A 25,319-nucleotide genomic window follows, 5' to 3' on the forward strand; every position below is an offset into this window, starting at 1 on the left:
TTGACTGCGCCCCATGAAGAAAGGCCCGCGACGGGCGCGGGCCTTTCCTGAACTTTGCGCGGTGGCTTACTGCCCCAGGAGTTCCTTGACCTTTGCGACGGTCGCCTCGGCGGTGATGCCGAACTCCTTGTAAAGAAGCTCGGCCGGGCCCGATGCCCCGAACCGCTCCATCCCGATGAACGCGGCCTTGTTCTCGCGGCCGCGTTCGCCCAGCAGCCAGCGGTCCCAGCCGAAGCGTTGCGAGGCCTCGATGGCGACCCGAACCGGACCCGCGGGCAGGACCTTGCGGCGATAGCTTTCGGGCTGGCAGTCGAACAGCTCCCAGCAGGGCATCGAGACGACGCGAGTGCCGATGCCTTCGGCCTCCAGCATCTCGCGCGCCTTCAGGGCGATCTCGACCTCGGAACCCGTCGCCATCAGGATCGCCTGACGCCGGGCCGTGGCCTCGCGCAGGATATAGGCGCCCTGGGCCGTCAGGTTGCGGGTGCTGTGGGTCGTGCGCACGGTCGGCAGGTTCTGCCGGCTCAGCGCCATGACCGAGGGCGTGCCCTTGGTCGTCAGCGCCATTTCCCATGCCTCCGCCGTTTCGACAGTGTCGGCAGGACGGAACAGCCAGGTGTTCGGCGTCGCACGGCAGATCGCAAGATGCTCGACCGGCTGGTGGGTCGGGCCGTCTTCTCCGAGACCGATGGAGTCATGCGTCATCACATAGACGACCGGCACGCCCATCAGCGCCGAAAGCCGCATTGAGCCACGCGCATAATCGGCAAAGCAAAGGAAGGTGCCACCATAGGGGCGCACGCCGCCATGCTGCACCATGCCGTTCATCGCCGCGGCCATTCCGTGTTCGCGGATACCGTAATGGACGTAGCGCCCCTTGCGGTTGTCGGCGTCAAAGATCCCGAGGTCCGGCGTCTTGGTGTTGTTGGAGCCCGTCAGGTCCGCCGAACCGCCGATGGTTTCCGGCACGACGCTGTTGACGACCTCCAGCACCATTTCGCTCGACTTCCGGGTCGCGACCTTGGGTTGTTCCTCGCTCACCTTCTTTTTCAGCGCGCGGATCGCTGCAGCCAGCCGTTTGGGCGGCTCAAGGGTCAACTGGCGCTTGAACTCTGCCTGACGCGCGTCCGAAAGCTGCGCGACACGGGCTTCCCATGCCTCGCGCTCGCTGGCGCCACGGCTGCCGATGGCCTCCCATGCCTGCTTGAGGTCGGACGGAATGACAAAGGCCTCGTGCGGCCAGCCATAGATTTCCCGCACGACCTTGATTTCATCGGGGCCAAGGGGCGATCCGTGGGCGGAGGCGCTGTCCTGCTTTTTCGGGCTGCCGAAACCGATATGGGTCTTGCAGTCGATCAGCACGGGGCGGTCGGATTTCTTGGCCTCGGTCATGGCGCGGTCGATATCCGCCGGATCGTGGCCGTCGCAATGCAGAACCGTCCAGCCCTCGGCGGCAAAGCGGGCGCGTTGATCGGTGACGCTCGACTTGGAGATCTCGCCGTCGATGGAGATGTTGTTGTTGTCCCAAAGGACGATCAGCCGCGACAGTTTCTGCTTGCCCGCGAGGCCGACCGCCTCATGGCTGATGCCCTCCATCAGGCAGCCGTCGCCGGCGATGACCCATGTGTAGTGGTCGATGACCTTCTTGCCAAAGCGGGCGCGCAGCGACTCCTCGGCCATGGCAAAGCCGACCGAGGCGGCAAGGCCCTGACCCAGCGGGCCGGTCGTTGTCTCGATCCCCTTGGCATAGCCGTATTCGGGGTGTCCGGCGGTCTTGGAATGCCATTGGCGGAAATTGCGGATCTCTTCCAGCGGCATGTCGGGCGAGCCGGTGAGATAGAGCAGCGCATAAAGCAGCATCGAGCCATGGCCGGCCGACAGGATGAACCGGTCGCGATCCGGCCAGTCGGGGTTCCTGGCGTCGAAGCGCAGGTGTTTTTCAAAAAGCACCGTCGCCACATCGGCCATGCCCATCGGCATACCCGGATGGCCGGAATTGGCCGCCTGCACGGCATCCATGGCAAGCGCGCGGATGGCACAGGCCTTCATCCAGTGGTCGGGGTGCTTTTCGCGCAGGGTGGCAATATCCAAGGCTCAGATCCTTCGGCTAGGGGTCGGGCTTTGCGGTTGATACCAGCCTTCCGGCAAACTTCAAGCATATGCGCCTGTCCGCCGGGATGGCGTAGCGGGGCTGCGCGGAGGGTGGTTCTGTGGTCTATAGAAGGTTAATAAACGGAAATTTCCGATTCGCGTCGCGTCTTTCGCGGCCTGTGAAAGAGGATGAAGCAAGCAGTATGAAAGAACTTGCGGAACTCGAAGGGCGCCTTGCCCAAGCTCTCGACCGGATCGCGCAGGGGCTGGAGGGGCTGCCACGCGGCCATTCCGCCGATGCTGCGGTGACAGAGGCGCTGGCGCAGGAACGTGCGCGCTCGTCGCAATTGACCGAGGCCTTGCATCATGCGCGCGCGACCCGCACCGAGGACGAACAGATCGCCGGGTTGATAGGTTGGATCGACGTTCAGGCACAGGAAATGCAGCGCCTGCGCCGGTCCAACGCCGAGTTGCGCAAGACCGTCACGGCCCTGCGCGAAGCCGCGCAGGCGGGGCTTTCCGATCCGTCGCTGGTCAATCAGGCGCTGGAGGTTGAGCTTGAGGCGCTTCGGGTCGCGCGCTCGGCCGAGGCGGCGGAGCTTGACGAGATCCTGTCAGAACTCGACCCGCTGCTGACAGCCCATTCCGACGGAGCGTAACGATGCCAGAAATCGAAATCCAGATCGGCGGCAAGGCGTTTACCGTGGCCTGCCAGGATGGAGAGGAAGCCTCGCTCCACGGCGCGGCGGCGCTTCTCGATGCCGAGGCAGAGGTGCTGCGCAGCCAGATCGGGCGTCTGCCCGAGGCGCGGATGCTGCTTATGGCCGGGCTGATGCTGGCGGACCGGATGGTGGCGGTTCAGGATCAGGTCGCTCGCCTTCAGTCGGATCTCGATCAGGCGCGCGAAGAATACGAGGCGCTGCGGTCGCAGCCGCGACCCGCGCCCGAACGTATCGAGGTTCCGGTTGTGCCGCCTTCCGTTGCCGAGACTCTTGCGGAACTCGCCGCGCGTGCCGAGGCGCTCGCCCAGGCGGTGGAGGATCGCAGCAGCGCGAACAAAGACTGACCGTCCCGAGGGCGCGGTTTTCCCGCCGGCCTGGCGAATATCCGGGACGCATGAAAAAGCTGCGCCGGTTGCCCGACGCAGCATTCAAGACCGATGCGCTCAGCGGTCAGGCAAAAATCCCGGACCTCTCGATCAGGCGTTCGCTTCGCGAATCTTTTCAGCCGCTTCCTTGTCAAAGGCGATGCCTTTGGCCTCCAGCATCTGGTCAAGCTCACCGGAGAGGGTCATCTCGGTGACGATATCGCAGCCGCCGACGAATTCGCCCTTGACGTAAAGCTGCGGAATGGTCGGCCAGTCCGAAAAATCCTTGATGCCCTGACGGATCGCCTCATCCGCCAGCACGTTGACGTCCTTGTAATCCACGCCCATGAAATTGAGCACACCGGCAACGCGGCTCGAAAACCCGCATTGCGGCATCGCCTTGGTGCCCTTCATGAAGAGAACGACGTCATTGCTGGTGACGGTCTCGCGGATCGTGTTCTCTGCGTTGCTCATGCTGTTACTCCGGTGCTTTGGTGGTCAGCGCCAGCGCGTGAAGCTCGCCATTGCTGCCGGCCATCTTGTCCTTGAGCGCGGCATAGACCGCGCGTTGTTGCTGAACGCGGTTCTTTCCGCGGAAACTTTCGTCAATAACTTCAGCTGCCCAATGGTTTCCGTCGCCGGCAAGGTCGGTGATTGTGATCCGTGCGTTCGGAAACTGCGCCCGGATCAGGTCTTCGATGTCTTGCGCCTGCATCGGCATGGGTCTTTGTCCTCTTCGGTCGCGTCCCCCAAGATGTAGCGGTCGCACCGCTGCCATGCAAGGCAGAGCGCGCCGTCCGTCAGGCTATTGCAGCCGCAAACGCACCGCGCCAGAGCGTCGAAAGATCGGCGAGCGATGCCTCTGATTTCCCAAACCGGATGCTGTCGCCACCGAAGTTTCCGACTGCGGCGAGGATAACCTCACCCTCTTCGGCCGCGGCCGCCAGCAACGCTTCCGCCTGCGCAGGGGTGCAGGCCAGCAGATAACGGCCCTGATCCTCTCCGAACAGGGTTGCCGTGTCGTCGTTTTCCAGCGTCACGCCGGTGCCCGCCGTTGCCGCCATTTCGAACGCGGCAAGGGCAAGCCCGCCATCGGAGAGGTCGCTGCAGGCGGTAATCAGCTTGCGATGCCGGCGCAGGAATTCTCCGTTTTGCCGCTCTGCGATCAGGTCGACATGGGGGGCGTCGCCATCCTCGCGCCCGAAATGTTCGGCCAGCAGCGCCGACTGGCCAAGATGACCGCGCGTTTCGCCAAGAACCAGCGCAACCATCCCCTCGGCCGGTTGACCGGCGATCAGTTCGTCCAGCGACTGCAATAGTCCCACGGCGCCGATGGTCGGCGTCGGCAGGATCGGTTGGCCGTCCGTCTCATTGTAAAGCGAGACGTTGCCGGACACGATCGGCATGTCGAGCGCGGCACAGGCCGCGCCGATGCCTTGGATCGCGCCGACGAACTGGCCCATGATCTCGGGCTTTTCGGGGTTGCCGAAATTGAGGTTATCGGTCGTGGCAAGGGGCAGGGCGCCCTTGGCCGTCAGGTTGCGATAGGCCTCGGCCACGGCCTGTTTGCCGCCCTCAAAGGGGTTGGCCTTGACGTAGCGGGGGGTCACATCGCTGGTGAACGCCAGCGCCTTTTGCGTCCCGTGCACGCGGATCACGCCCGCGCCCAGACCGGGCGCAACCACCGTATCGGCCATGACCATGTGATCATACTGTTCCCAGACCCAGCCCTTATGCGCATAGCTCGGGCTGGAAATGATCGACCGCAGCCCCTCGATCGGGTCGACCGCCGGCACTTCGGCCATCGGCGCAGGCTCTGGCGTCTCGACAAAGGGGCGGTCGTATTCCGGCGCGTTCCCCGACAGGGCCTTGAGCGGCAGGTCCGCCTTGACCTCATTGCCATGAAGGATGAGGAAACGGTCCTCGGGGATCGTCTCGCCGACGATGGCGAAATCGAGATCCCATTTGTCGAAGATCGCCTTGGCCTCGGCCTCCTTCTCGGGGCGCAGGACCATCAGCATCCGCTCCTGGCTTTCCGACAGCATCATTTCATAGGCGGTCATGCCGGTTTCACGGCAGGGCACACGGTCAAGATCAAGGCGGATGCCCAGATCGCCCTTGTCGCCCATCTCGACGGCCGAGCAGGTCAGGCCGGCGGCGCCCATATCCTGAATGGAGATCACCGCGCCCGAGGCCATCAGTTCCAGGCAGGCCTCCAGCAGGCGTTTTTCGGTGAAGGGGTCGCCGACCTGAACGGTGGGGCGCTTTTCCTCGATCGTGTCATCGAATTCCGCGCTGGCCATCGTGGCGCCGCCCACGCCGTCGCGGCCCGTCTTGGCGCCCAGATAGACGACGGGCATCCCGACGCCCGAAGCCGCCGAATAGAAGATCTTGTCAGCATCCGCGAGACCGGCGGCAAAGGCATTGACCAGACAGTTGCCGTTATAGGCGCGGTGGAACCGGACCTCGCCGCCGACCGTCGGCACGCCGAACGCGTTGCCATAGCCGCCGATCCCCTCGACCACGCCGTTCACAAGCTGCCGGGTCTTGGGGTGCGACGGTTCCCCGAAGCTGAGCGCATTCATAGCTGCAATCGGCCGCGCGCCCATGGTGAAGACGTCGCGAAGAATGCCGCCCACGCCGGTCGCGGCCCCCTGATAGGGCTCGATGTAGGAGGGGTGGTTGTGGCTTTCCATCTTGAAGACCACTGCCTGCCCGTCGCCGATATCGACCACGCCCGCATTTTCCCCCGGGCCGCAGATCACCTGCGGGCCGCTCGTCGGCAGGGTCCGCAGCCACTTCTTGGAGGATTTGTAGGAACAATGCTCGTTCCACATCGCCGAAAAGATGCCAAGCTCGGTAAAGGTCGGCTCTCGCCCGATGATCTCGAGGATACGCGCGTATTCGTCGGGCTTGAGCCCATGCGCGGCAATCAGGTCTTCGGTGATCTTCGGCTCTTGCATCGACGTCCTCACGGGTAGGCGTTCCGGTTGCGCCGGTCATACGGGATGGGTCTGCATGGGAAAAGCGGGAATCGCGCGTGTTGGGGCGATTCCAGCCGGTCATGCGCGCGGCGCAAACGTATCGCTAAACTCAGGCCGCCCGGCTTGGCGGCACAGCCCTTCTGCACTGCGGAAAAAAGCGGCAGCGCGCTCAACAGGAAAAAAAAGGCCGAGCAAACGCTCGGCCCAAGTCCAACAGGGAGGTAAAGACGAAACGGGTCGCCCCGTCACCGTCTGAAAGCGATTTAGGGGTGGGGCCATGCCATTTCAAGAATAATCATGCCGCAGCTGCGGCATGGCTGTCATGCGCTTGGCGCATGGCTTCTTTCACGTTGAAGGCAGAGCTTACACCGGGCGGTCGTCGCGCAGCTTGCGCCGGTTCGCGAAAATCTCTTCAAGAACAAAGTCGCGGAAGGCCGAAACCCGCTTGGAGTGGCGCAGTTCCTCGGGATAGGCGAGGAAGACCGGAATCTCATGCGATTCAACTTCCGGAAGCACCCGCACCAGATTCGCAAAATCCTCGGTCACGTAATCCGGCAGGACGCCGATGCCGAGATGGTTCAGAACCGCCTGCAGCACCCCGAAATAGTTGTTCACCGTCAGGGTCGAGGGGATGTTGTAGCTCATCAGCATCTGCACAAGGGTTGCGCCGGCCGCCGCCTGCGGCACGCCGGAATGTTGGCAGACAAGGCGGTGCTGGCTCAGATCCTCCAGTTTTTGCGGGGTGCCACGCGCCTTGAGGTATTCCGGCGTCGCATAGAGACGCATGTTCACGCTCATCAGGCGTTTGCGGATCAGGTCGGCCTGGCTTGGCTCCTTCATGCGGATGGCAAGGTCGGCCTCGCGCATGGGGAGGTCGAGAACCCGTTCTTCCAGCATCAGGTCGATCTTGAGATCGGGGTATTTCGCATAAAGCGCGGGCAGACGCGGGGCGAGCCAGAGCGTGCCGAAACCGGTCGTCGTCGTCACGCGAAGCTCGCCGAATACCTCGTCCTCGCTGTCGCGGATGCGGGCGGTCGCGGTTTCCAGCCGCTGGGCCATGGCGCGGGTCGCGTCGAACAGAAGCTCCCCCTGCTCGGTGAGAATCAGCCCCCGGGCGTGGCGGTGGAAAAGGGTGGTATCCAGCATCTCTTCCAGCGCGCGGATCTGGCGGGACACGGCAGATTGGGACAGGTGCAGCGCGTCGCCGGCATGGGTCAGACTGCCCGCGTCGGCAACCGCGTGAAATATTCTGAGTTTATCCCAATCCATCCCGCAACCTTTGGTGGTAAGTCATGCGCTGCCGCTTTAGCTTTGTAATAAGCTGCATAGCTTTACGGGAAAAGAACGGATTGCGAAAGTTTTGCCTTTGTAGGTCAGCAGATATGACCGATAATGCTGTCTGACGGCTCGTCTCGCAGGGGAGGTGCGCAATGAGCAGGCATGACGTGACCCTGAACGACCGGTTCGACTTGTCGAAATCTCCGGTTCTTCTCAACGGGACGCAGGCGCTGGTGCGCCTTATGCTGATGCAGGCGGTCCGTGATCGCGCGGCCGGGCGCGATACGGCCGGCTTTGTCACCGGCTATCGCGGCTCGCCTCTGGGCGGGGTAGATCTGCAGATGGGGCGGGCGCGTGATCTGTTGCGGTCATCGCAGGTCGTGTTTCAGGAAGGGCTGAACGAGGATCTCGCGGCGACAGCCATCTGGGGCAGCCAGCAGGCCGAATTGCGGGGCGAGGGGCGCCATGACGGGGTCTTTGCGCTCTGGTATGGCAAGGGGCCCGGGGTGGACCGGTCCGGCGATGTCATGCGCCACGGGAATATGGCCGGGACCTCGCCCTATGGCGGTGTCCTGATGGCGATGGGCGACGATCACACGGGCGAAAGCTCGACCGTGCTGCATCAGTCCGACTGGGCGATGGTCGATGCCTACATCCCCGTCGTTTCCCCGGCCGGGGTGCAAGAGATCCTCGATTACGGTCTTTACGGCTGGGCGCTCAGCCGTTTTGCCGGTGTCTGGGTCGGGCTGAAGACCATGAAGGACACGGTCGAGGCGACGGCGGTGGTCGATGGCGATCCGTTCCGCATGTCCTTCGTCCGCCCCGAGTTCCGGATGCCGGACGGGGGGCTTAACATCCGGCTTGCCGATACGCCCGTCGCGCAGGAAGCGCGGATGATCGATTACAAGCGCTTCGCGGCCGAGGCGTTTTCCCATGCCAACCGGATGGACCGCCGGGTCTGGGGGCGTTCCGGTGCCCGGATCGGCTTTGTCGCCGCGGGCAAGAACTGGCTCGATCTGGTTCATGCGCTGAACCTTCTGGGCATCGACGCGGCCGAGGCCGATCGACTGGGCCTGACCACCTACAAGGTGGGGCAGACATGGCCGCTGGACATGCGGGGCTTTCACGACTGGGCCGAGGGGCTCGATCTGATCGTCGTGGTCGAGGAAAAGCGCAAGCTGATCGAGGTGCAGGTCAAGGAGGCGATCTTTGACGACCGGCGGGGCCGGCGCGTCTATGGCTGGCGCAAGGGCAGCCACGGGCCGGAGCTTTTCCCGACGCGATACGCCCTCGACCCGGTGATGATCGCGGAGCGGATCGGCGATATCCTTGTCGAGGAAGGCCGCGGGACGGAACGGCTGCAAGCGGCGCTGCGCCTGTTGCAAGAGGCACGGCAGGCCGACAATGCGCCCGATCTGGCGGCGCGTCTGCCGTTCTTCTGTTCGGGCTGTCCGCACAATACATCGACCCGGCTGCCGGATGGCGCCCGCGCCTATGCCGGCATCGGCTGTCACTACATGGTGCAGTGGATGGACCGGGAAACGGTCGGCTTTACCCAGATGGGCGGCGAGGGCGTCAACTGGGTCGGTGAGGCGCCGTTTTCCAAACGCGATCATGTGTTCCAGAACCTTGGGGACGGGACCTACAACCATTCGGGCATCCTCGCGATCCGGGCGGCGCTCGCTGCGGGGACCAACATCACCTACAAGATCCTGTTCAACGATGCCGTGGCCATGACCGGCGGCCAGAAGAACGAGGGCGGCCTGACCCCGCAGCAGATCGCGCGCGAGGTTCAGGCCATGGGCGTGCGTCACGTGGCGCTGGTCCATGACGAGAAGGAAACGCCCGATCCTGCCCTTTATCCGAAGGGGCTGGAAATTCACTCCCGCGCCGACCTCATGGCGGTGCAGCAAAGGTTCAGCCAGATCAAGGGCGTGTCGGTCATCCTCTATGTCCAGACCTGTGCCGCCGAAAAGCGGCGCCGGCGCAAGAAGGGGAGCCTTGCCGACATCGACCGCCGCGTGTTCATCAACACCGATGTCTGCGAGGGCTGCGGCGATTGCGGCGTGCAGTCGAATTGCGTCTCCATCGTTCCGGTCGAGACGGAGCTGGGCCGCAAGCGCGCCATCGACCAGTCGAGCTGCAATAAGGATTTCAGCTGTCTCAAGGGGTTCTGTCCCTCCTTCGTGACGCTTGAGGGCGCGCGGCCAAGGGCGGCCAAGGCGGACGATTTCGTCCTGCCCGACCTGCCGGAACCGGCGCTGCCCACGATCACCGGCACGCATAACCTCGTCCTGACGGGTGTCGGGGGAACCGGTGTCGTGACGGTCGGCGCCATCCTTGCCATGGCCGCGCATCTTGATACCAGGGGTGTCGGCATGATGGAGATGGCGGGTCTCGCGCAGAAGGGCGGGGCGGTGCACATCCATTGCCGCATCGCGAACCGCCCCGAGGATATCAACGCGATCCGCGTCTCGACCGGTGAGGCCGATGCGGTGATCGGCGGCGATCTGGTGGTGACGGCGGGGGCGCGGACGCTCGGCCTCATGCGGGCCGGCCGGACCGGCGCGGTCGTCAACAGCCATGAGATCATCACCGGAGAGTTCACGCGCAACACCGAGTTCCGCATCCCGGGCGAGGATCTCGCCATCAGCCTGCGCTCGCGGCTGCGGGAGCGTGTGACCCTGTTCGATGCAACGGCGCTTGCGGAACGGATGCTGGGGGATTCCATCTATTCGAACATGATGATCCTTGGGGCGGCCTGGCAGCAGGGTCTTGTGCCGCTGAGCCGTGGCGCGATCCTGCGGGCGATCGAGCTCAACCAGGCGGCGGTGCAGGGGAACACCCGGGCCTTTGAAATCGGGCGCTGGGCGGCGCTTTATCCGCAACAGGCCGCTGATCGCCTGCGCCCGCAGGTCGTGAACCTGCCCGAAGATCCGGTCGCGTTCCGGGTGCGTCATCTGGTGGACTATCAGGGGCCGGCGCTTGCAGACCGTTTCCGTGCGCTGGTTGCGCGGGCCGGGGATGACACGGAATTGCAGGCAGCGCTGGCCAAGGGCTACCACAAGCTCCTCGCCTACAAGGATGAGTATGAGGTCGCGCGGCTTCACCTCGATACCGTTGCCCGGGCGTCCGAGGCGTTCGAGGGCGCTTTTCGCCCGGTCTTTCACCTCGCACCCCCCTTGCTGGGCGGGACGGGCAGCGACGGGCGGCCGCGAAAACGCGCCTTTGGTCCGTGGGTCCTGCGGCTTTTCCGGGTCCTCGCCAGGATGAAGCGTCTGCGGGGCACGCCGTTCGATCCGTTCGGCTATACGTCCGAGCGGCGGATGGAACGCGCGCTGATCGCCCAGTATGAGGCCGATATGGCCGAGATCCTGCCCAAGATGACCCCCGAGACGCGGGAGATCGTCATCGCGCTGGCGGAACTGCCTTTGCAGATCCGCGGGTTCGGCCCCGTCAAGGCAGCGGCAGAGGTGCGTGCCGCCAAGCGACGTGAAGAACTTTTGTCGGCGTTCCGGGCGGGCGGCGCCCCGCTGCGCCACGCGGCGGAATAGGTTCTTCTGGCCCGACTCGTCATCATGCGCTATTGCGCGCCGAGGTCAGCTCGGGGGAAAGGTGATGGCCGGAACGCGCATCGCACGTGACATAAGCTATGCCGGTTCGGCCCGTACCCGCGGGGGTCGGGCCATGATCCGGATGCTGGAAAATGCGACCGGTCGGCTTGCGGTAATCCGCCGTGCCGAAGGGTATGAACATGAGGTCGCGAATGGCGGCTGCTTCTGGGAGGTTCTCGCGGATCGCTACCGGCTCAGCCTCGATGTGATCGGCGGCAGCCTGGAAAATATCCCGCGCGAAGGGGCGGTGATCGTCGTCGCCAATCATCCCTACGGCATCCTCGACGGGTTGATGATGGGGCGCATCCTGTCCAGCCGGCGGAGCGATTTCCGCATCCTCGCCAACAGCGTCTTTCGCCGTGCCGAGGCGCTGAACCGCGTGATCCTGCCGATTTCCTTCGATGAAACGCGCGAGGCCGTGCGCCTGAATCTTGAAACGAGAGAGGCGGCGCTTGCGCATCTGCGGGCCGGGGGGGCCATGGGCGTCTTTCCGGGCGGCACGGTATCGACGGCGCTGCGGCCCTTTACGCGCCCGATGGACCCCGGCTGGCGCAATTTCACCGCAAAGATGGTCGCGAAATCCGGGGCGGCCGTGGTGCCGGTCTTCTTTGACGGGCATAACAGCAGGCTGTTCCAGTTGGCGAGCCATCTGCACCAGACCCTCCGCCTTGCGCTGCTGATCAAGGAGTTCCGCGCCCGCATTGGCGGTCCGGTTCGCGTCGCGATAGGGGAGCCGATCGCCGGGGATGATCTGCAGCGGTTCCGGAGCGATCCGAAAGGAATGATGGATTTTCTGCGCCGCGCAACGTATGACCTGTCGCCAGAACCCTTCGGCCACGATTACGGGTTCGAGTTCGACACGAAATACAAAGGGTAACGGCCTATGGCGGTGGGGGTATTCGACAGCGGGCTGGGTGGCCTGACCGTGCTTGATGCGGTGGCCCGCCGACTGCCGGATGTTCCCTTTGTGTATTACGGCGACAACGCCAACGCCCCTTACGGGGTGCGCGATGCCGACGATATCTTTGCGCTGACCTGCCGGGGCGTCGAACGCCTGTGGGAGGAGGGCTGCGACCTGGTGATCCTTGCCTGCAACACGGCCTCGGCCGCCGCGCTTCGCCGGATGCAGGAGACCTGGCTGCCCGCCGACAAGCGCGTCCTGGGTGTGTTCGTGCCGCTGATCGAGGCGCTGACGGAACGTCAGTGGGGCGACAACTCCCCCCCGCGTGAGGTCGCGGTCAAGCATGTGGCGCTGTTCGCCACGCCGGCGACGGTTTCGAGCCGCGCGTTCCAGCGCGAACTCGCGTTCCGCGCTATCGGCGTGGATGTCGAGGCGCAGCCCTGTGGCGGTGTGGTCGATGCCATCGAGCAGGGTGACATGATCCTTGCGGAGGCACTGGTGCGCAGCCATGTCGAGGCGCTGAAGCGGCGGATGCCCCGGCCCGAGGCGGCGATCCTTGGCTGCACGCATTACCCGCTGCTCGAAGACGTGTTTCGTCAGGCGCTGGGGCCGGATGTGAACGTCTATTCGCAGGCGAACCTGGTGGCCGAAAGCCTTGCCGACTATCTGCAGCGACGACCGGAGTTTCTGGGGAGTGGCGATATCTCTCGCTGCCTGACGACGGGCGATCCCGGCCGGGTGTCGGACAAGGCCACCCAGTTCCTGCGGCGACGGATCGCGTTCGAACCCGCCTGACTTATCGCACTGCCTGACCTTTTCGCACTGGAAGACATAGACATGACCCACAAGATCGCAGTTCTGGGCGCAAGCGGTTATACCGGGGCGGAGCTTGTCCGCCTGATCGCGACCCATCCCGAGTTCGAGATCGCGGCGCTTTCGGCCGACCGCAAGGCCGGGATGGAAATGTCAGAGGTCTTTCCCTTCCTTCGCCACCTGCGCCTGCCGCGGCTGCAAAAGATCGAAGAGATCGACTTTGACACCATCGACCTCGCGTTTTGCGCTTTGCCTCATGCCACCTCGCAAGAGGTGATCGCGGCGCTGCCGCGCGACCTGCGGATCGTCGATCTCTCCGCCGATTTCCGTCTGCGAGAGGCCGCCGCCTATCAGAAATGGTATGGCAAACCCCATGCCGCACCGGAAATTCAGGCCGAGGCCGTTTACGGCCTGACAGAGTTCTACCGCGATGAGATCCGCAGCGCCCGTCTGGTCGCCGGCACCGGCTGCAACGCGGCGACGGGCCAATACGCGATACGCCCGCTGATCGAGGCCGGGGTGATCGACCTCGACACGATTGTCATCGACCTCAAGGCCGGGGTGTCCGGGGCGGGACGCTCGCTCAAGGAAAGCCTGCTTCATGCAGAGCTGTCCGAGGGCACGCACAGTTATTCCGCGGGCGGCACCCACCGTCATCTGGGCGAATTCGATCAGGAATTCACCAAGGCAGCGGGCCGCCCCGTAATGGTCCAGTTCACGCCGCATCTTCTGCCGATGAACCGCGGCATTCTTGCGACCGTCTACGTCAAGGGCGACCCGCGCGCGGTTCACCGGGCCCTTGCCGAGCGTTATGCGCCCGAGACGTTCCTCGAGGTGCTGCCTTTTGGCGCACTCCCCTCGACAAGGGATGTGCGCGGGTCCAATTTCGTGCATATCGGTGTCGTCGGGGACCGTATCCCCGGCCGTGCTGTGGTCGTGGCGGTGCTCGACAACCTGACCAAAGGGTCATCGGGCCAGGCGATCCAGAACGCAAATCTCATGCTGGGGGCGGAAGAAACCGCGGGGCTGATGCTGGCGCCGGTCTTTCCGTAAGGACGAATGAAGGGGCTGAAAAAGAAACGCCGGATCCAGATCATCGCTTTGGCGGTCGTGGCGCTGACGCTCTCGACCGCGCTGATCGGCTATGCGATGCGCGACGGCATCAACTTTTTCATCGCCCCGAGCCAGCTTGCCGAAAACCCGCCGGCGCCCGATCAGGTCTTTCGGATCGGTGGCCTGGTGGAGCCGGGCACATTGATCCGGGGGCAGGGTGAAACCATCCGCTTCAACGTGACCGATGGCGGCGCCTCGATCCCGGTGACCTACTCTGGGGTGCTGCCCGACCTGTTCAACGAGGGCGAAGGCATGGTCGGCACGGGCCGGCTGGTCGACGGGGTGTTCCAGGCGCGCGAGATTCTGGCGCGGCATGACGAGACCTACATGCCCAAAGAAGTCATCGATGCGCTGAAGGAACAGGGCGTCTACAAACCCGACGCCTGACGCGGCGTGTTGCAGGGCACCGTTCGCTGATCAAGCCGATAATTAACCGATATTAAGCATTCTGCCCCGGGATCACGGAAGGGGGCAGCAATGACCGATGTGCGGCAACTTGCGACGGCGATCGTCGCGCGGGAGGGCGGGTTCGTGAACGACCCCGACGACCCGGGCGGCGCGACAAACTGGGGCGTGACCGTCCATACGATGCGGCGGTTGGGGATCGACCTGAACCGCGACGGCAAGGTCGATGCGGCGGATGTGCGGCTTTTGTCGCGGGATCAGGCCGTTGAGATTTACATGGAGCATTACTTTCGCCGGCCGCGTATCGCGGACCTTGCACCGGCGCTTCATGCGACTGTTTTCGACATGCATGTCAACGCAGGGACAAACGCCTTCCGCCTTTTGCAACAGCTTTTCGCCGACATGGGGTTCGAGATCGCCGTCGACGGGGCGGTCGGGCCGCAGACGATCCGCGTCTCGCACGAGGCCTATCAGGCAGCGCCCCGCCATCTGGCCGATGCCTATGGGATCGCGCGGCGGAACTACTACTACCGGCTGGCGGATGCGCGCCCGGCCAGCCGCAAATACGCCCGCCGGAATGATGGCGGCAAGGGCGGATGGATCGTGCGGGCCGAGGAATTCATCTCGCCCCGGTTTCACCTGACGGCGGCAGAACATCGGGAAAGGACAAAGGCATGGGGCTGATGGGCGTCATCAATGCGGTCGGCGGACCGCGCGCGATCGGTGGTGTGGTGCGGGGCGTGACCGACGCGATCCAGCCGAACGCGACCCGCCGGCTGGAACTGGGGCATGAAGGGATCGGCCGTGCGCTCGACGCGCATATGGCCGAATTCGTGCAGGCGGAGGCCACGGCTTTCGACCGGTTCGTCAACGGACTGAACCGCCTGCCGCGTCCCGCCCTTGCGCTGGGGACCATGGTGCTTTTTGCCTATGCGATGGCCGAGCCCGAGGGCTTTGCGCTGCGTATGGACGGGCTTGGCCACATCCCCGAACCGCTCTGGTGGCTGCTGGGGGCAATCGTCTCGTTCTATTTCGGCGCGCGCGAGGCGCATTATCTGCGGATGCGACGTCCGGCGAGCCACCGCAGCGCCGAGCCCGCGACTGATGCGCCCCCGGCGAGCCCCGGCCAGCCCTTGCCGGGCCATGACAATCCGGCCTTGGCCGAGTGGCTGTCGGCACGCTGAAGGTCCGTCCGCCCGGTATCCGCGACAACTGCGCGCGCATTGCTGCGCGCGTCTTCCATTGGCCTTGGGACGGAACGCGCCTATGATGGCGCATCATGATTACCGAACTCGGCCACTTCGCCCTTATCCTCGCCTTCATGGTCGCCATCGTCCAGGCGATCGTTCCGCTGATCGGCGCCCACAAGGGATGGCGCGGCTGGATGGCCATGGCCGAGCCTGCAGCGACGACGCAGTTCCTGCTGACGGCCTTTTCCTTTGCCGCGCTGACCTATGCCTTTGTGGTATCGGATTTCTCGGTCCGGCTGGTCGTCTCGAACTCACACACCGCCAAGCCGATGATCTACAAGATCTCGGGCGTATGGGGCAACCATGAGGGCTCGATGCTTCTCTGGGTGCTCATCCTGACGCTGTTCGGGGCCTGTGCGGCCTGGTTCGGGGCGAACCTTCCGCCGGGGTTGCGGGCGCGGGTGCTGGCCGTTCAGTCGGCGATTTCGGTGGCGTTCTTTGCCTTCATCCTCTTCACCTCCAACCCGTTCGAGCGTCTGGCGACGCCCCCCTTTGACGGGCAGGACCTGAACCCGCTGTTGCAGGACCCGGGGCTCGCCTTTCACCCGCCGTTTCTCTATCTCGGCTATGTCGGGCTCTCGATGGCATTCTCTTTCGCCGTCGCGGCCCTGATCGAAGGGCGGGTGGACGCCGCATGGGGCCGCTGGGTGCGACCCTGGACGCTGGCCGCCTGGGTCTTCCTGACCATCGGGATCGCGCTTGGGTCGTGGTGGGCCTATTATGAACTCGGCTGGGGCGGCTTCTGGTTCTGGGACCCGGTCGAAAACGCCTCGTTCATGCCCTGGCTGATCGCGGCGGCCCTGCTTCATTCGGCCATCGTCGTGGAAAAGCGTGAGGCGCTCAAAAGCTGGACGATCCTTCTCGCGATCCTCGCCTTCGGCTTTTCCCTGATCGGGACGTTCATTGTGCGGTCGGGGGTTCTGACCTCGGTCCACGCCTTTGCGAACGACCCCGACCGGGGGGTGATGATCCTCCTGATCCTCGGCTTCTTCATGGGCGGCGCGCTGACCCTCTTTGCCGCGCGTGCCGGCGCGATGGAGGCCAAGGGCGTCTTTTCCACCGTCAGCCGGGAATCCGCGCTGGTGATGAACAACGTCCTGCTGGCGGTTTCGAGCTTCGTGGTCTTTATCGGCACGATCTGGCCCCTGATCGCCGACATGTTCTTTGGCCGGACGCTCACCGTCGGGCCGCCGTTTTTCAACCTGGCGTTCTCGCCCTTTGTGGTGGCGCTCGCGATGATCCTGCCGATCGGGTCGATGCTGCCGTGGAAGCGCGGCAACCTGACCCGCGCAATGCAGCCGCTCTGGCCCGTGGCGCTTCTGTCGCTGTCGCTCGGCGCGCTGGTCTGGGCGATGCAGACCGGGCGGTCGGCGCTGGGGCCGGTGGGCGTGATCCTCGGCATCTGGGTCGTGGGCGGCGCGCTGGCGGATCTGTGGCTGCGCACCGGGCGCGGCGCGCTGGCCGAACGTCTGGGCCGCGTCTCGCGGCTGCCGCGCGCCGACTGGGGCAAGGCGGTGGCCCATGCGGGGCTTGGCATCACGATCTTCGCCGTCTCGGCGCTCGTTGCGTGGGAGACCGAGGATATCCGCGTCGCGCGGGTCGGCGAGCCCTTTGTCCATGGCGGCTATGAGATCACGCTGATGGATGTGCGCCGGGTCGAGGGGCCGAATTACATCTCGACCATGGGGGAAATGCGGGTGACGCGCGACGGGCGCGAGGTGACGACCCTTTACCCGGAAAAGCGCGTCTACCCCGTCGCAGGGATGCCCACGACCGAGGCGGCCATTGATTATGGGTTCCTGCGCGATCTCTACCTCGTTCTCGGCGATCCCCAGGAAGGCGGCGGATGGGCTGTGCGCACCTATGTCAAACCGTTCGCCAACTGGCTCTGGGGCGGGTGCATCATCATGGCGCTCGGCGGGTTCCTCAGCCTCAGCGACCGGCGCTATCGCGTTGCGGCAGGTGCGACCCGCAGCTCCCGCGCACCGGTGGCGGCAGAATGATGCGGCGGCTTCTGATCATCCTCTGCTTTCTGGCCGCGCCTGCCTTTGCGGTGCAGCCCGATGAGGTTCTGGACGACCCGGCGCTTGAGGCCCGCGCCCGCGAGATTTCGCGCGAGCTGCGCTGCCTTGTCTGCCGGAACGAATCCATCGACGAATCCAATGCCGATCTGGCGCGGGACATGCGGCTTCTGGTGCGGGAACGGTTGGTCGAGGGCGACAGCGATCCCGAGGTTCTGACCTATATCGTCGAACGCTACGGCGAGTACGTCCTGCTGCGGCCTACGACCGGGGGCACGAATATCGCGCTCTGGCTCGCGGGGCCGGCGATGCTTGTGCTGGGGCTTGGGATAGCGGTCGTCTATCTGCGCGGGCGACGGCCCGAAGGCAGCGGCGAGGATCTGTCGGAAGACGAGATGCAGCGCTTGCGTGAAATCCTGAAAGAGTGACGCGCCGTTCCGCTTCTCCCTTCTTCGTCAGCGGCTAAGCTGCGCGGAAAGAGGGGGATGACATGGATTACGACACGATAGAATTCACGGTGGCCGATGGCGTCGCGATCATCACGCTTGCACGTCCGGCGGTGATGAACGCCCTGAACAGCCGGATGCGCGACGAGATCCGGCGGGCCGTGCTGGCCGGTGGCGAGATGGCGCGGGCGGTCGTGCTGACCGGGGCCGGGCGGGCCTTTTGTTCCGGGCAGGATCTGGGGGATGCGGCGCAGGCCATCGGCGATCTGGGGCAGGTTCTGCGCGACGAATATGAACCGATGCTGAAGGCCCTGTCGGATTGCCCGGTTCCGGTCATCGCCGCCGTCAACGGCACGGCGGCCGGCGCGGGGGCGAGCCTCGCGCTGGCCGCAGATGTTGTGATCGCGGCGCAGTCGGCCAGCTTCATTCAGGCCTTCACGCGGATCGGGCTGATGCCTGATGCCGGGGCGACATGGCAGTTGCCGCGCCGGATCGGCCTGGCCCGGGCGATGGGCGCGGCGCTCTTTGGCGAGCCGATCACGGCAGAAGAGGCGCTGGCGATGGGCCTCATCTGGGAAGCCGTGCCGGATGACGGGTTCGAGGCCCATTGGCGTGCCCGCGCCGCGCAACTCGCCGCCGGTCCGACGGTCGCCTATCGCGCGATCCGTCAGGCAATGCGCGCGGGCGTCAGCGGCAGCTATGACGAACAGCTGCGGATCGAGGCGGACTGGCAGGCGAAATGCGGTCAGACCCGCGACTTCCGCGAGGGCATCGCGGCCTTTGTCGAAAAACGCCCCGCCCGGTTCGAAGGGAGATAGAGCGCGCCGCGCCGCAGCGGCCCCCGAACCACAAGCGTCACCGTGACGAAGGCCACATAGAGCAGCAGATACCAGGAACTGAACTTGCCCCACGGAACCACCTGACCGACCGTCTGCCCGGCATAAAGCCATGTGCCGGTGATCGTCCCGATATTCTCGGCCAGGAACACGAATGCGGCGGTCAGCAGCGCCGCCAGCGGCAGCGGCATCCAGTAGCGCCGCTGCCCTGCCGAAAAATGGATGCGCGTCGGGCCGAACATCAACGGCGTCGCGGCGACCAGCGGCCAGCGCAGGTCGGGCAGGAAGTGATGGCTGAAAAAGTTCACATAGATCGCGACGGCAAGCACCACCGTCGCGGCAAAGGGCGGGTAGCGGGCAAAGGTCATCCGGAACAGCCGGATCACCCGCACCATGTAGGACCCGATCGCGGCATACATGAAACCGGAAAAGAGCGGGACGCCCGCGATCTGCAGAACCCCGTCCCCGGGGTAGGCCCATGACCCGGCGGCGACCTTGAAGATCTCCATCGCGGTGCCGGTCAGGTGGAAAAGCAGGATTACCCGCGCCTCGGATAGACTTTCCAGACCCGTCAGAAGGAACAGCGCCTGCAACCCCAGCGCATAAAGCACCAGCGCGTCATAGCGGGCGAGGGGCCAGTCGGCATCCCAGACCAGCCGGCTGAGGATGATCGCCGCCAGCAACGCGGCGCCGAACAGCGACGCCCAGGCCTGTTTCAGCGTGAAGGCAATGAAATCGCCCCCGAAGCCGTGAAGCCGGGGGCGAATGCGGGCCGCAAGACGATGCTCAAGCCCGGTGTTTCGGGTCGAGAGGCGCAATCAGCGCTCTTCGACCTCGGTATAGTCGCGGCGGGTTTCACCGATGTAAAGCTGGCGCGGGCGGCCGATCTTCTGCGCCGGGTCGCTGATCATCTCTTTCCACTGGGAAATCCAGCCGACCGTCCGGCTCAGCGCGAAGATCGGCGTGAACATCGAGGTGGGGAAGCCCATCGCATCAAGGATGATGCCCGAATAGAAATCGACGTTGGGATAGAGCTTTTTCGAGATGAAATAGTCATCCTCCAGCGCGATCCGCTCCAGCTCCTTGGCGACCTGCAGCGTCGGGTTGTCCTCGATCCCCATGAGGCCGAGAACCTCATCTGCGGACTGCTTCATCACCTTGGCGCGCGGGTCGAAGTTCTTGTAGACGCGGTGGCCGAAGCCCATCAGGCGGAACGGATCGTCCTTGTCCTTGGCGCGGGCGATGAATTCCGGGATGCGGTCCACCGTCCCGATCTCGCGCAGCATCTCAAGGCAGGCCTGGTTGGCGCCGCCATGCGCGGGGCCCCAGAGACAGGCGATGCCGGCCGCGATGCAGGCGAACGGGTTCGCGCCCGACGACCCGGCCAGACGCACCGTCGAGGTCGAGGCGTTCTGTTCGTGGTCGGCATGAAGCATCATGATCCGGTCCATCGCGCGGCTCAGGATCGGGTCGACCTCATATTCCTCGGCCGGGACGGCAAAGCACATGCGCAGGAAGTTCGACGCATAGTCGAGATCGTTACGCGGATAGACGAAGGGCTGACCGATCGAGTATTTATAGGCCATCGCGGCGATCGTCGGCAGCTTGGCGATCATGCGGATCGCCGCCACCTCGCGCTGCCAGGGATCGGCGATATCGGTCGAGTCGTGATAGAAGGCCGACATGGCGCCGACCACGCCCACCATGGTCGCCATCGGATGCGCATCGCGGCGGAAGCCACGGAAGAAGTTGTGCATCTGCTCGTGCACCATCGTGTGACGGGTCACGCGCATCTCGAAATCGTCCATCTGCGCCGCGGTCGGCAGTTCTCCGTAAAGAAGCAGATAGCAGACTTCGAGGAAGTGGGATTTCTCGGCCAGTTGCTCGATCGGGTAGCCGCGATGGAGCAGCTCACCCTTGTCGCCGTCGATAAAGGTGATCGTGCTTTCGCAGGCGGCGGTCGAGGTGAAGCCTGGATCGTACGTGAAAACGTCGCCCTGGGCGTAGAGCTTGCGGATGTCGATCACATCAGGGCCGGCGGTGGGCGAGTAGACCGGCAGTTCGATGGTCTTGTTGTCGTATGTCAGCGTCGCCGTCTTGGTTTCAGCCATCTGGGTTCCTCTCCTGCGAACCGGGCGGGCCGCTGCCCGCCGGGTGATATCCGGACCTGTCGTCAGGTCGCGTCCCTGAGCCGCGCGATCGTCTCTTCGCGTCCCAGAACCAGCATCATGTCAAATACGCTCGGCGTCACTGTGCGCCCTGCCAGTGCGGCGCGCAAGGGGCCTGCCAGCTTGCCAAGTCCCACCCCGTGACCTTCGGCAACCTTCGCCACCGCCTCCTCCAGCGCCTGCCGGTCCCAGCTAGCACTTTGCAACTGCGGCGTCAATTCGCGCAGTATACCTTGGGATACCGGGTCGAGCGCCGCCTCCGCTTTCGGCTCATATGAAAGGGGCCGCGAGGTCAGAACGAAATGCGCCTTTTCAAGGAGTTCCGGGAATGTCTTGGCACGCTCCTTCAGGCTGTACATGCCCCTCAGCAGCCCGTCCCGCTGATCCCCGGTCAGAGGTTCATCGCCTCGCGCGGCCAGATAACCCTCGATCTCGTGCAGCAGTGCAGCATCGTCGGCAACGGCGATATGTTGCCCGCACAGGTTTTCCAGCTTCTTGAAGTCGAGCCGTGCCGGCGCCCGCCCGATTCCCCCCAGATCGAACCATTCCTGCGCCTGCGCGTCGGTGAAGAACTCCGCATCGCCGTGGCTCCAGCCGAGCCGCGCGAGGTAGTTGCGCATCCCCGCCGCCGGGTAGCCCATCGCCTGATATTCCTCGACCCCCAGCGCCCCGTGACGTTTGGACAGCTTCTTGCCATCCGGCCCGTGGATCAGCGGAATATGGGCGAAAACCGGCACGTCCCAGCCCATCGCCTGATAGACGAGTGTCTGCCGCGCGGCATTGTTCAGATGGTCATCGCCCCGGATCACATGCGTCACCCCCATGTCATGATCGTCCACCACCACGGCCAGCATGTAGGTAGGGGTGCCATCGGAACGTAAACAAACCATGTCGTCGAGCTGATCGTTGCGGAACCGGACCGTGCCTTGCACCGCGTCCTCGATCACCGTCTCGCCTTCGCGCGGGGCGCGCAGCCGGATGACAAAGGGCGCATCCGGATGGGTCGCGGGGTCTGCATCGCGCCAGGGGCTTTGAAAGAGCGTCGAGCGCCCCTCGGCCCGCGCGGCCTCGCGCGCGGCCTCGATCTCCTCCTGGGTGGAAAAGCACTTGTAGGCGTGGCGGCGCGCCAGCATCTCTTGCGCAACCTCGGCGTGCCGGTCGCGCCGGGCGAACTGGCTGACGGCCTCGCCATCCCAGTCGAGCCCCAGCCATGTCAGGCCGCGCAGGATCGCATCGGTTGCCTCGGGGGTCGAACGCTCGCGATCGGTATCCTCGATCCGAAGCAGGAACTTGCCGCCCCGACCCCGCGCGTAAAGCCAGTTGAAGAGCGCCGTGCGCGCGCCCCCGATATGCAGATACCCGGTGGGCGAGGGCGCAAAGCGCGTGACGACGGGGGTGGCGGACATCGGCATTAACCTTTCGGAAACCATGTGGGCAGTAGGCTGGCGCGCCTCTGTCTAGGCAATGGGAGGGGGGGAGACAAGTGCGCCTGACCGACCCGCTTGTGGCGCTGGCAGAGGCCCGGCCAAGGCTTTTCCCGCTGGTGCCGGTGTTCTTTGCCTGCGGGATCGGCCTCTATTTCTGGGTCGCACGGGAACCGGGGCAGGCCGGGCTGATATCGGCGGCGGCGGTCGCCCTCCTGGGTGCCATACTCTGGCGGCGCGGACCCGAGCGGTGGCAGCCGCTCGCCCTGATCGGCTTGCTGCTGGCGGCCGGGTTCCTTGCGGCGGCGGCCCGGTCGCATCATGTGGCGGCGCCGGTTCTCGGCTTTCGCTATTACGGCCCGATCGAGGGGCGCATCGTCGGCATCGACCGGTCGCTCTCGGACCAGATCCGCCTGACGCTCGACCGGGTGGTGCTGGAAAACATGTCGCCGCAGCGCACGCCCCATCGGGTGCGGGTGGCGCTGCATGGGGAACAGGGGTTCGTGACGCCAGAGCCGGGGCTGACGGTCATTCTGACCGGGCATCTTTCCCCGCCCGAGCTTCCGGCCGAACCGGGCGGCTTCGACTTTCAGCGCCTCGCGTGGTTCGACCGTCTGGGCGCGGTGGGCTATACGCGCAGCCCGGTGCTGGCACTTTCCCCGCCCGAGCCAAGGTTTTCGGTCTTTGCCTTGCGGATGCGGATATCGCAGGCGGTCCGGGCGCAGATGCCTGGAGACGCGGGCGCCTTTGCGGCGGCCGTCCTGACCGGGGATCGTTCCGGCATCCCGCGCCGGGTTCTCGATGATCTGCGGGCGTCCAACCTCGCCCATCTTCTGGCGATCTCGGGGCTCCATATGGGGCTTCTGACCGGGCTGGTCTTTGGCGCGATGCGCTACGGGCTGGCGCTGATCCCGCCGCTGGCCCTGCGGCTCAATGCGAAAAAGCTCGCCGCCCTGGTGGCCTTGGGCGCCGGGGCCTTTTACCTGATGCTGTCGGGCGGGAATGTCGCGACGCAGCGGGCCTTTGTCATGGTGGCGGTGTTTCTGGGGGCCGTTCTGCTGGACCAGCGGGCGATCTCGCTCCGCTCGGTCGCGATGGCGGCCATGCTGATCCTTGTCCTGCGACCCGAGGCGTTGCTCAGCGCGGGGTTCCAGATGTCCTTCGCGGCGACCGTGGCGCTGGTCGCCGCCTTCTCGAACGCCTGGCCGATGATGCGGCGGGTTCCAAGGGTGCTGCGCCCGGCGGTCTCACTCTGCCTTGCCTCTGCGGTGGCGGGTGCTGCCACGGCGCCGGTCGCGGCGGCGCATTTCGGGCGGATGGCGGATTACGGGCTGCTCGCGAACCTGCTCAGCGTTCCGCTGATGGGCTCGGTCATCATCCCCGGCGCGGTTCTCTCGGCGCTTCTGGTGCCCGTCGGACTATGGCACTTGCCGCTACGGATGATGGAGCTCGGCACATCCTGGGTGCTGGGCGTGGCCGCCTGGGTCGCGGGGCTTGACGGCGCGGTGCGTGGAGTCGTCGCGCCTTCGGCCCTCGTGCTGCCGGTGCTGGCGCTGGGGGCGCTGTGGCTCATCGTCTGGCCGGGGCGGTTGCGCTGGTTGGGGGTGCCCGCGATGATCGCGGCACTGGCGATCTGGACTCAGCCCGACCGGCCCGCGCTTCTGGTCGCATCCTCGGGCGGTTTGCTGGGGCTGATCACGGACGAGGGCCGCGCGCTGAGCAAGGCGAGCGGCGAGGGCTTTGTCGCGCGAAGCTGGCTGGAAAGCGATGGCGATCTCGCGCTGCCCGCCGAGGCCCATGCCCGCTGGCCCGCCGAGTTGCGGATCGGCCGGGGTGAGGGGGTGGAAATCCGGCATCTGACGGGACGCGGCGCTGTCGCCCGGCTGGATGAGACCTGCACCACCGGGCGCATCGTCATCCTCTCGCAACCTGCGCCAGAGGCGCCGCGCGACTGCCTGCTGCTCGACGCGCCAACCCTTGGCCGGACGGGCGCGGTGGCCTTTCACCTGCAGGGCGACAGACTGCGGCTGCGGCTGGCGCGGCGCGAGGTGGGGGAACGGATCTGGAACCGCCACATTCCGCCGGTGCCCGAGTTGTTCGTCCCGGAACCGGTCTTGCGGCAGGCGGGGCTGATCGTTCAGTAGTTGCGGATCAACCCGACCAGCCGCCCCTGCACCTGAACCTTGTGATCCGGCAGAACCCGGGTTTCATAGGCGGGGTTCGCGGCCTCCAGCGCGATCATGCCGGACTTGCGGCGAAAGCGCTTCAAGGTCGCCTCCTGCCCCTCGACCAGTGCGACCACGATATCGCCGTTCTCGGCGGTCGTCTGTTCCCGGATCACGACGATATCGCCGTCATTGATCCCGGCGTCGATCATGGAATCACCCCGCACCTCCAGCGCATAATGCTGGGACCGACCCGAGAGCATGGACCCCGGCACGGCGACGTGATGCGAGACCTCGGATATCGCCTCGATCGGGGTGCCGGCGGCGATCCGCCCCATCACCGGCAGTTCCTGCGCGTGAACGCCCTCGACCGGCATGGCGCCCCGGGGCTGTGACGCGGGAGCGGGGCGGTCGCCCTCGATCACGCGGGGGGCAAAGCCCTTGGCGCCGCGTCCCATCGCCTCTGGCAGGCGGAGAATTTCGATGGCGCGGGCGCGATGCGCCAGACGGCGGATGAAACCCCGCTCCTCCAGCGCGGTGATCAGCCGGTGGATGCCGGATTTGGAACGCAGTTCCAGCGCCTCTTTCATCTCGTCGAAAGACGGGGGGACACCGTCCGCCTGCAGCCGGGTATGGATGAATTCAAGCAATTCCGACTGCTTGCGGGTGAGCATTCCGTCCTCCTGTATTTTCAATATGTTCTACGGACGTTCCCGTTCTGTG

The 25,319-nt window shown here is 65.2% G+C and carries 22 protein-coding genes; 13 read left to right on the plus strand and 9 right to left on the minus strand.

What is annotated here, in order from left to right:
• Positions 1-66 precede the first annotated feature (66 nt).
• Positions 67-2,091, minus strand: coding sequence for a transketolase (gene tkt, locus ACFSGJ_RS08675; protein WP_390260809.1), 2,025 nt, complete (start codon positions 2,089-2,091; stop codon positions 67-69).
• A gap of 203 nt (positions 2,092-2,294) precedes the next feature.
• Between tkt and ACFSGJ_RS08680 the strand changes: the two genes are divergently transcribed.
• Both ACFSGJ_RS08680 and ACFSGJ_RS08685 read left to right on the plus strand, forming a co-directional pair.
• Positions 2,295-2,750 (plus strand): hypothetical protein, encoded by a 456-nt coding sequence (locus ACFSGJ_RS08680; protein ID WP_390260810.1) that lies wholly within the window; start codon positions 2,295-2,297, stop codon positions 2,748-2,750.
• 2 nt (positions 2,751-2,752) lie between these two features.
• Positions 2,753-3,157 (plus strand): cell division protein ZapA, encoded by a 405-nt coding sequence (locus ACFSGJ_RS08685; protein ID WP_390260812.1) that lies wholly within the window; start codon positions 2,753-2,755, stop codon positions 3,155-3,157.
• Between the two features lie 132 nt (positions 3,158-3,289).
• On the opposite strand, the gene grxD is transcribed toward ACFSGJ_RS08685, so the two are convergent.
• From grxD to ACFSGJ_RS08705, 4 genes are all read right to left on the minus strand, one after another.
• Positions 3,290-3,652, minus strand: coding sequence for a Grx4 family monothiol glutaredoxin (gene grxD, locus ACFSGJ_RS08690; RefSeq protein WP_390260814.1), 363 nt, complete (start codon positions 3,650-3,652; stop codon positions 3,290-3,292).
• Between the two features lie 4 nt (positions 3,653-3,656).
• On the minus strand, positions 3,657-3,899 hold the full coding sequence (locus ACFSGJ_RS08695; RefSeq protein ID WP_390260815.1) for a BolA family protein: 243 nt from the start codon (positions 3,897-3,899) through the stop codon (positions 3,657-3,659).
• 79 nt (positions 3,900-3,978) lie between these two features.
• A complete protein-coding gene (purL, locus tag ACFSGJ_RS08700; RefSeq protein WP_390260817.1) occupies positions 3,979-6,141 on the minus strand; it encodes a phosphoribosylformylglycinamidine synthase subunit PurL in 2,163 nt (720 codons plus the stop codon).
• 384 nt (positions 6,142-6,525) lie between these two features.
• Entirely contained in the window at positions 6,526-7,431 is a 906-nt protein-coding gene (locus tag ACFSGJ_RS08705; protein WP_390260819.1) for a LysR family transcriptional regulator, read from the minus strand.
• Positions 7,432-7,592: 161 nt separating this feature from the next.
• Here ACFSGJ_RS08705 and ACFSGJ_RS08710 point away from each other — a divergent pair, with 161 nt between their 5' ends.
• From ACFSGJ_RS08710 to ACFSGJ_RS08755, 10 genes are all read left to right on the plus strand, one after another.
• Positions 7,593-10,994: an indolepyruvate ferredoxin oxidoreductase family protein gene (locus ACFSGJ_RS08710; protein WP_390260821.1), complete on the plus strand. Its 3,402-nt coding sequence runs from the start codon at positions 7,593-7,595 to the stop codon at positions 10,992-10,994.
• 64 nt (positions 10,995-11,058) lie between these two features.
• Positions 11,059-11,931 (plus strand): lysophospholipid acyltransferase family protein, encoded by an 873-nt coding sequence (locus ACFSGJ_RS08715; protein WP_390260822.1) that lies wholly within the window; start codon positions 11,059-11,061, stop codon positions 11,929-11,931.
• 6 nt (positions 11,932-11,937) lie between these two features.
• Positions 11,938-12,750: a glutamate racemase gene (locus ACFSGJ_RS08720; RefSeq protein ID WP_390260824.1), complete on the plus strand. Its 813-nt coding sequence runs from the start codon at positions 11,938-11,940 to the stop codon at positions 12,748-12,750.
• Between the two features lie 42 nt (positions 12,751-12,792).
• Positions 12,793-13,821, plus strand: a complete 1,029-nt coding sequence (gene argC / locus ACFSGJ_RS08725; protein WP_390260826.1) for an N-acetyl-gamma-glutamyl-phosphate reductase — start codon at positions 12,793-12,795, stop codon at positions 13,819-13,821.
• A gap of 6 nt (positions 13,822-13,827) precedes the next feature.
• Positions 13,828-14,268 (plus strand): cytochrome c maturation protein CcmE, encoded by a 441-nt coding sequence (gene ccmE / locus ACFSGJ_RS08730; protein WP_390260828.1) that lies wholly within the window; start codon positions 13,828-13,830, stop codon positions 14,266-14,268.
• A 90-nt stretch (positions 14,269-14,358) separates the two neighbouring features.
• Positions 14,359-14,970: a holin-associated N-acetylmuramidase gene (locus ACFSGJ_RS08735; protein WP_390260829.1), complete on the plus strand. Its 612-nt coding sequence runs from the start codon at positions 14,359-14,361 to the stop codon at positions 14,968-14,970.
• A complete protein-coding gene (locus ACFSGJ_RS08740) occupies positions 14,961-15,470 on the plus strand; it encodes a holin family protein (protein ID WP_390260831.1) in 510 nt (169 codons plus the stop codon). Before ACFSGJ_RS08735 ends, ACFSGJ_RS08740 begins: the two co-directional genes overlap by 10 nt.
• A gap of 95 nt (positions 15,471-15,565) precedes the next feature.
• Entirely contained in the window at positions 15,566-17,539 is a 1,974-nt protein-coding gene (locus ACFSGJ_RS08745; RefSeq protein ID WP_390260833.1) for a heme lyase CcmF/NrfE family subunit, read from the plus strand.
• Positions 17,539-17,985, plus strand: coding sequence for a cytochrome c-type biogenesis protein (locus ACFSGJ_RS08750; RefSeq protein ID WP_390261188.1), 447 nt, complete (start codon positions 17,539-17,541; stop codon positions 17,983-17,985). The genes ACFSGJ_RS08745 and ACFSGJ_RS08750 overlap by 1 nt, the downstream gene beginning before the upstream one ends.
• A 62-nt stretch (positions 17,986-18,047) precedes the next feature.
• Positions 18,048-18,821: an enoyl-CoA hydratase-related protein gene (locus ACFSGJ_RS08755; protein WP_390260835.1), complete on the plus strand. Its 774-nt coding sequence runs from the start codon at positions 18,048-18,050 to the stop codon at positions 18,819-18,821.
• Here the strand turns inward: ACFSGJ_RS08755 and ACFSGJ_RS08760 are convergent.
• From ACFSGJ_RS08760 to gltX, 3 genes are all read right to left on the minus strand, one after another.
• Positions 18,749-19,657 (minus strand): DUF817 domain-containing protein, encoded by a 909-nt coding sequence (locus ACFSGJ_RS08760; protein ID WP_390260837.1) that lies wholly within the window; start codon positions 19,655-19,657, stop codon positions 18,749-18,751. The two genes, ACFSGJ_RS08755 and ACFSGJ_RS08760, sit on opposite strands and share 73 nt — an antisense overlap.
• A complete protein-coding gene (gene gltA / locus ACFSGJ_RS08765; RefSeq protein WP_390260839.1) occupies positions 19,658-20,950 on the minus strand; it encodes a citrate synthase in 1,293 nt (430 codons plus the stop codon).
• A gap of 62 nt (positions 20,951-21,012) precedes the next feature.
• Positions 21,013-22,413, minus strand: coding sequence for a glutamate--tRNA ligase (gene gltX / locus ACFSGJ_RS08770; protein ID WP_390260841.1), 1,401 nt, complete (start codon positions 22,411-22,413; stop codon positions 21,013-21,015).
• A gap of 77 nt (positions 22,414-22,490) precedes the next feature.
• On the opposite strand from gltX, the gene ACFSGJ_RS08775 reads away from it, so the two are divergent.
• Positions 22,491-24,575, plus strand: coding sequence for a ComEC/Rec2 family competence protein (locus tag ACFSGJ_RS08775; protein ID WP_390260843.1), 2,085 nt, complete (start codon positions 22,491-22,493; stop codon positions 24,573-24,575).
• Here ACFSGJ_RS08775 and lexA read toward each other — a convergent pair.
• Entirely contained in the window at positions 24,569-25,270 is a 702-nt protein-coding gene (lexA, locus tag ACFSGJ_RS08780; RefSeq protein WP_390260845.1) for a transcriptional repressor LexA, read from the minus strand. The two genes, ACFSGJ_RS08775 and lexA, sit on opposite strands and share 7 nt — an antisense overlap.
• Between the last annotated feature and the right edge of the window lie 49 nt (positions 25,271-25,319).

The sequence above is a fragment of the Halodurantibacterium flavum genome (assembly GCF_042681825.1).
Classification (GTDB): domain Bacteria; phylum Pseudomonadota; class Alphaproteobacteria; order Rhodobacterales; family Rhodobacteraceae; genus Halodurantibacterium; species Halodurantibacterium flavum.

Bases quoted from the DNA above. Each gene is read 5' to 3' on its own strand.
- ACFSGJ_RS08680 (WP_390260810.1), top strand. From the start codon at position 2,295: ATGAAAGAACTTGCGGAACTCGAAGGGCGCCTTGCCCAAGCTCTCGAC.
- ACFSGJ_RS08685 (WP_390260812.1), top strand. From the start codon at position 2,753: ATGCCAGAAATCGAAATCCAGATCGGCGGCAAGGCGTTTACCGTGGCC.
- grxD (WP_390260814.1), bottom strand. From the start codon at position 3,652: ATGAGCAACGCAGAGAACACGATCCGCGAGACCGTCACCAGCAATGAC.
- ACFSGJ_RS08695 (WP_390260815.1), bottom strand. From the start codon at position 3,899: ATGCCGATGCAGGCGCAAGACATCGAAGACCTGATCCGGGCGCAGTTT.
- purL (WP_390260817.1), bottom strand. From the start codon at position 6,141: ATGCAAGAGCCGAAGATCACCGAAGACCTGATTGCCGCGCATGGGCTC.
- ACFSGJ_RS08705 (WP_390260819.1), bottom strand. From the start codon at position 7,431: ATGGATTGGGATAAACTCAGAATATTTCACGCGGTTGCCGACGCGGGC.
- ACFSGJ_RS08710 (WP_390260821.1), top strand. From the start codon at position 7,593: ATGAGCAGGCATGACGTGACCCTGAACGACCGGTTCGACTTGTCGAAA.
- ACFSGJ_RS08715 (WP_390260822.1), top strand. From the start codon at position 11,059: ATGGCCGGAACGCGCATCGCACGTGACATAAGCTATGCCGGTTCGGCC.
- ACFSGJ_RS08720 (WP_390260824.1), top strand. From the start codon at position 11,938: ATGGCGGTGGGGGTATTCGACAGCGGGCTGGGTGGCCTGACCGTGCTT.
- argC (WP_390260826.1), top strand. From the start codon at position 12,793: ATGACCCACAAGATCGCAGTTCTGGGCGCAAGCGGTTATACCGGGGCG.
- ccmE (WP_390260828.1), top strand. From the start codon at position 13,828: ATGAAGGGGCTGAAAAAGAAACGCCGGATCCAGATCATCGCTTTGGCG.
- ACFSGJ_RS08735 (WP_390260829.1), top strand. From the start codon at position 14,359: ATGACCGATGTGCGGCAACTTGCGACGGCGATCGTCGCGCGGGAGGGC.
- ACFSGJ_RS08740 (WP_390260831.1), top strand. From the start codon at position 14,961: ATGGGGCTGATGGGCGTCATCAATGCGGTCGGCGGACCGCGCGCGATC.
- ACFSGJ_RS08745 (WP_390260833.1), top strand. From the start codon at position 15,566: ATGATTACCGAACTCGGCCACTTCGCCCTTATCCTCGCCTTCATGGTC.
- ACFSGJ_RS08750 (WP_390261188.1), top strand. From the start codon at position 17,539: ATGCGGCGGCTTCTGATCATCCTCTGCTTTCTGGCCGCGCCTGCCTTT.
- ACFSGJ_RS08755 (WP_390260835.1), top strand. From the start codon at position 18,048: ATGGATTACGACACGATAGAATTCACGGTGGCCGATGGCGTCGCGATC.
- gltA (WP_390260839.1), bottom strand. From the start codon at position 20,950: ATGGCTGAAACCAAGACGGCGACGCTGACATACGACAACAAGACCATC.
- gltX (WP_390260841.1), bottom strand. From the start codon at position 22,413: ATGTCCGCCACCCCCGTCGTCACGCGCTTTGCGCCCTCGCCCACCGGG.
- lexA (WP_390260845.1), bottom strand. From the start codon at position 25,270: ATGCTCACCCGCAAGCAGTCGGAATTGCTTGAATTCATCCATACCCGG.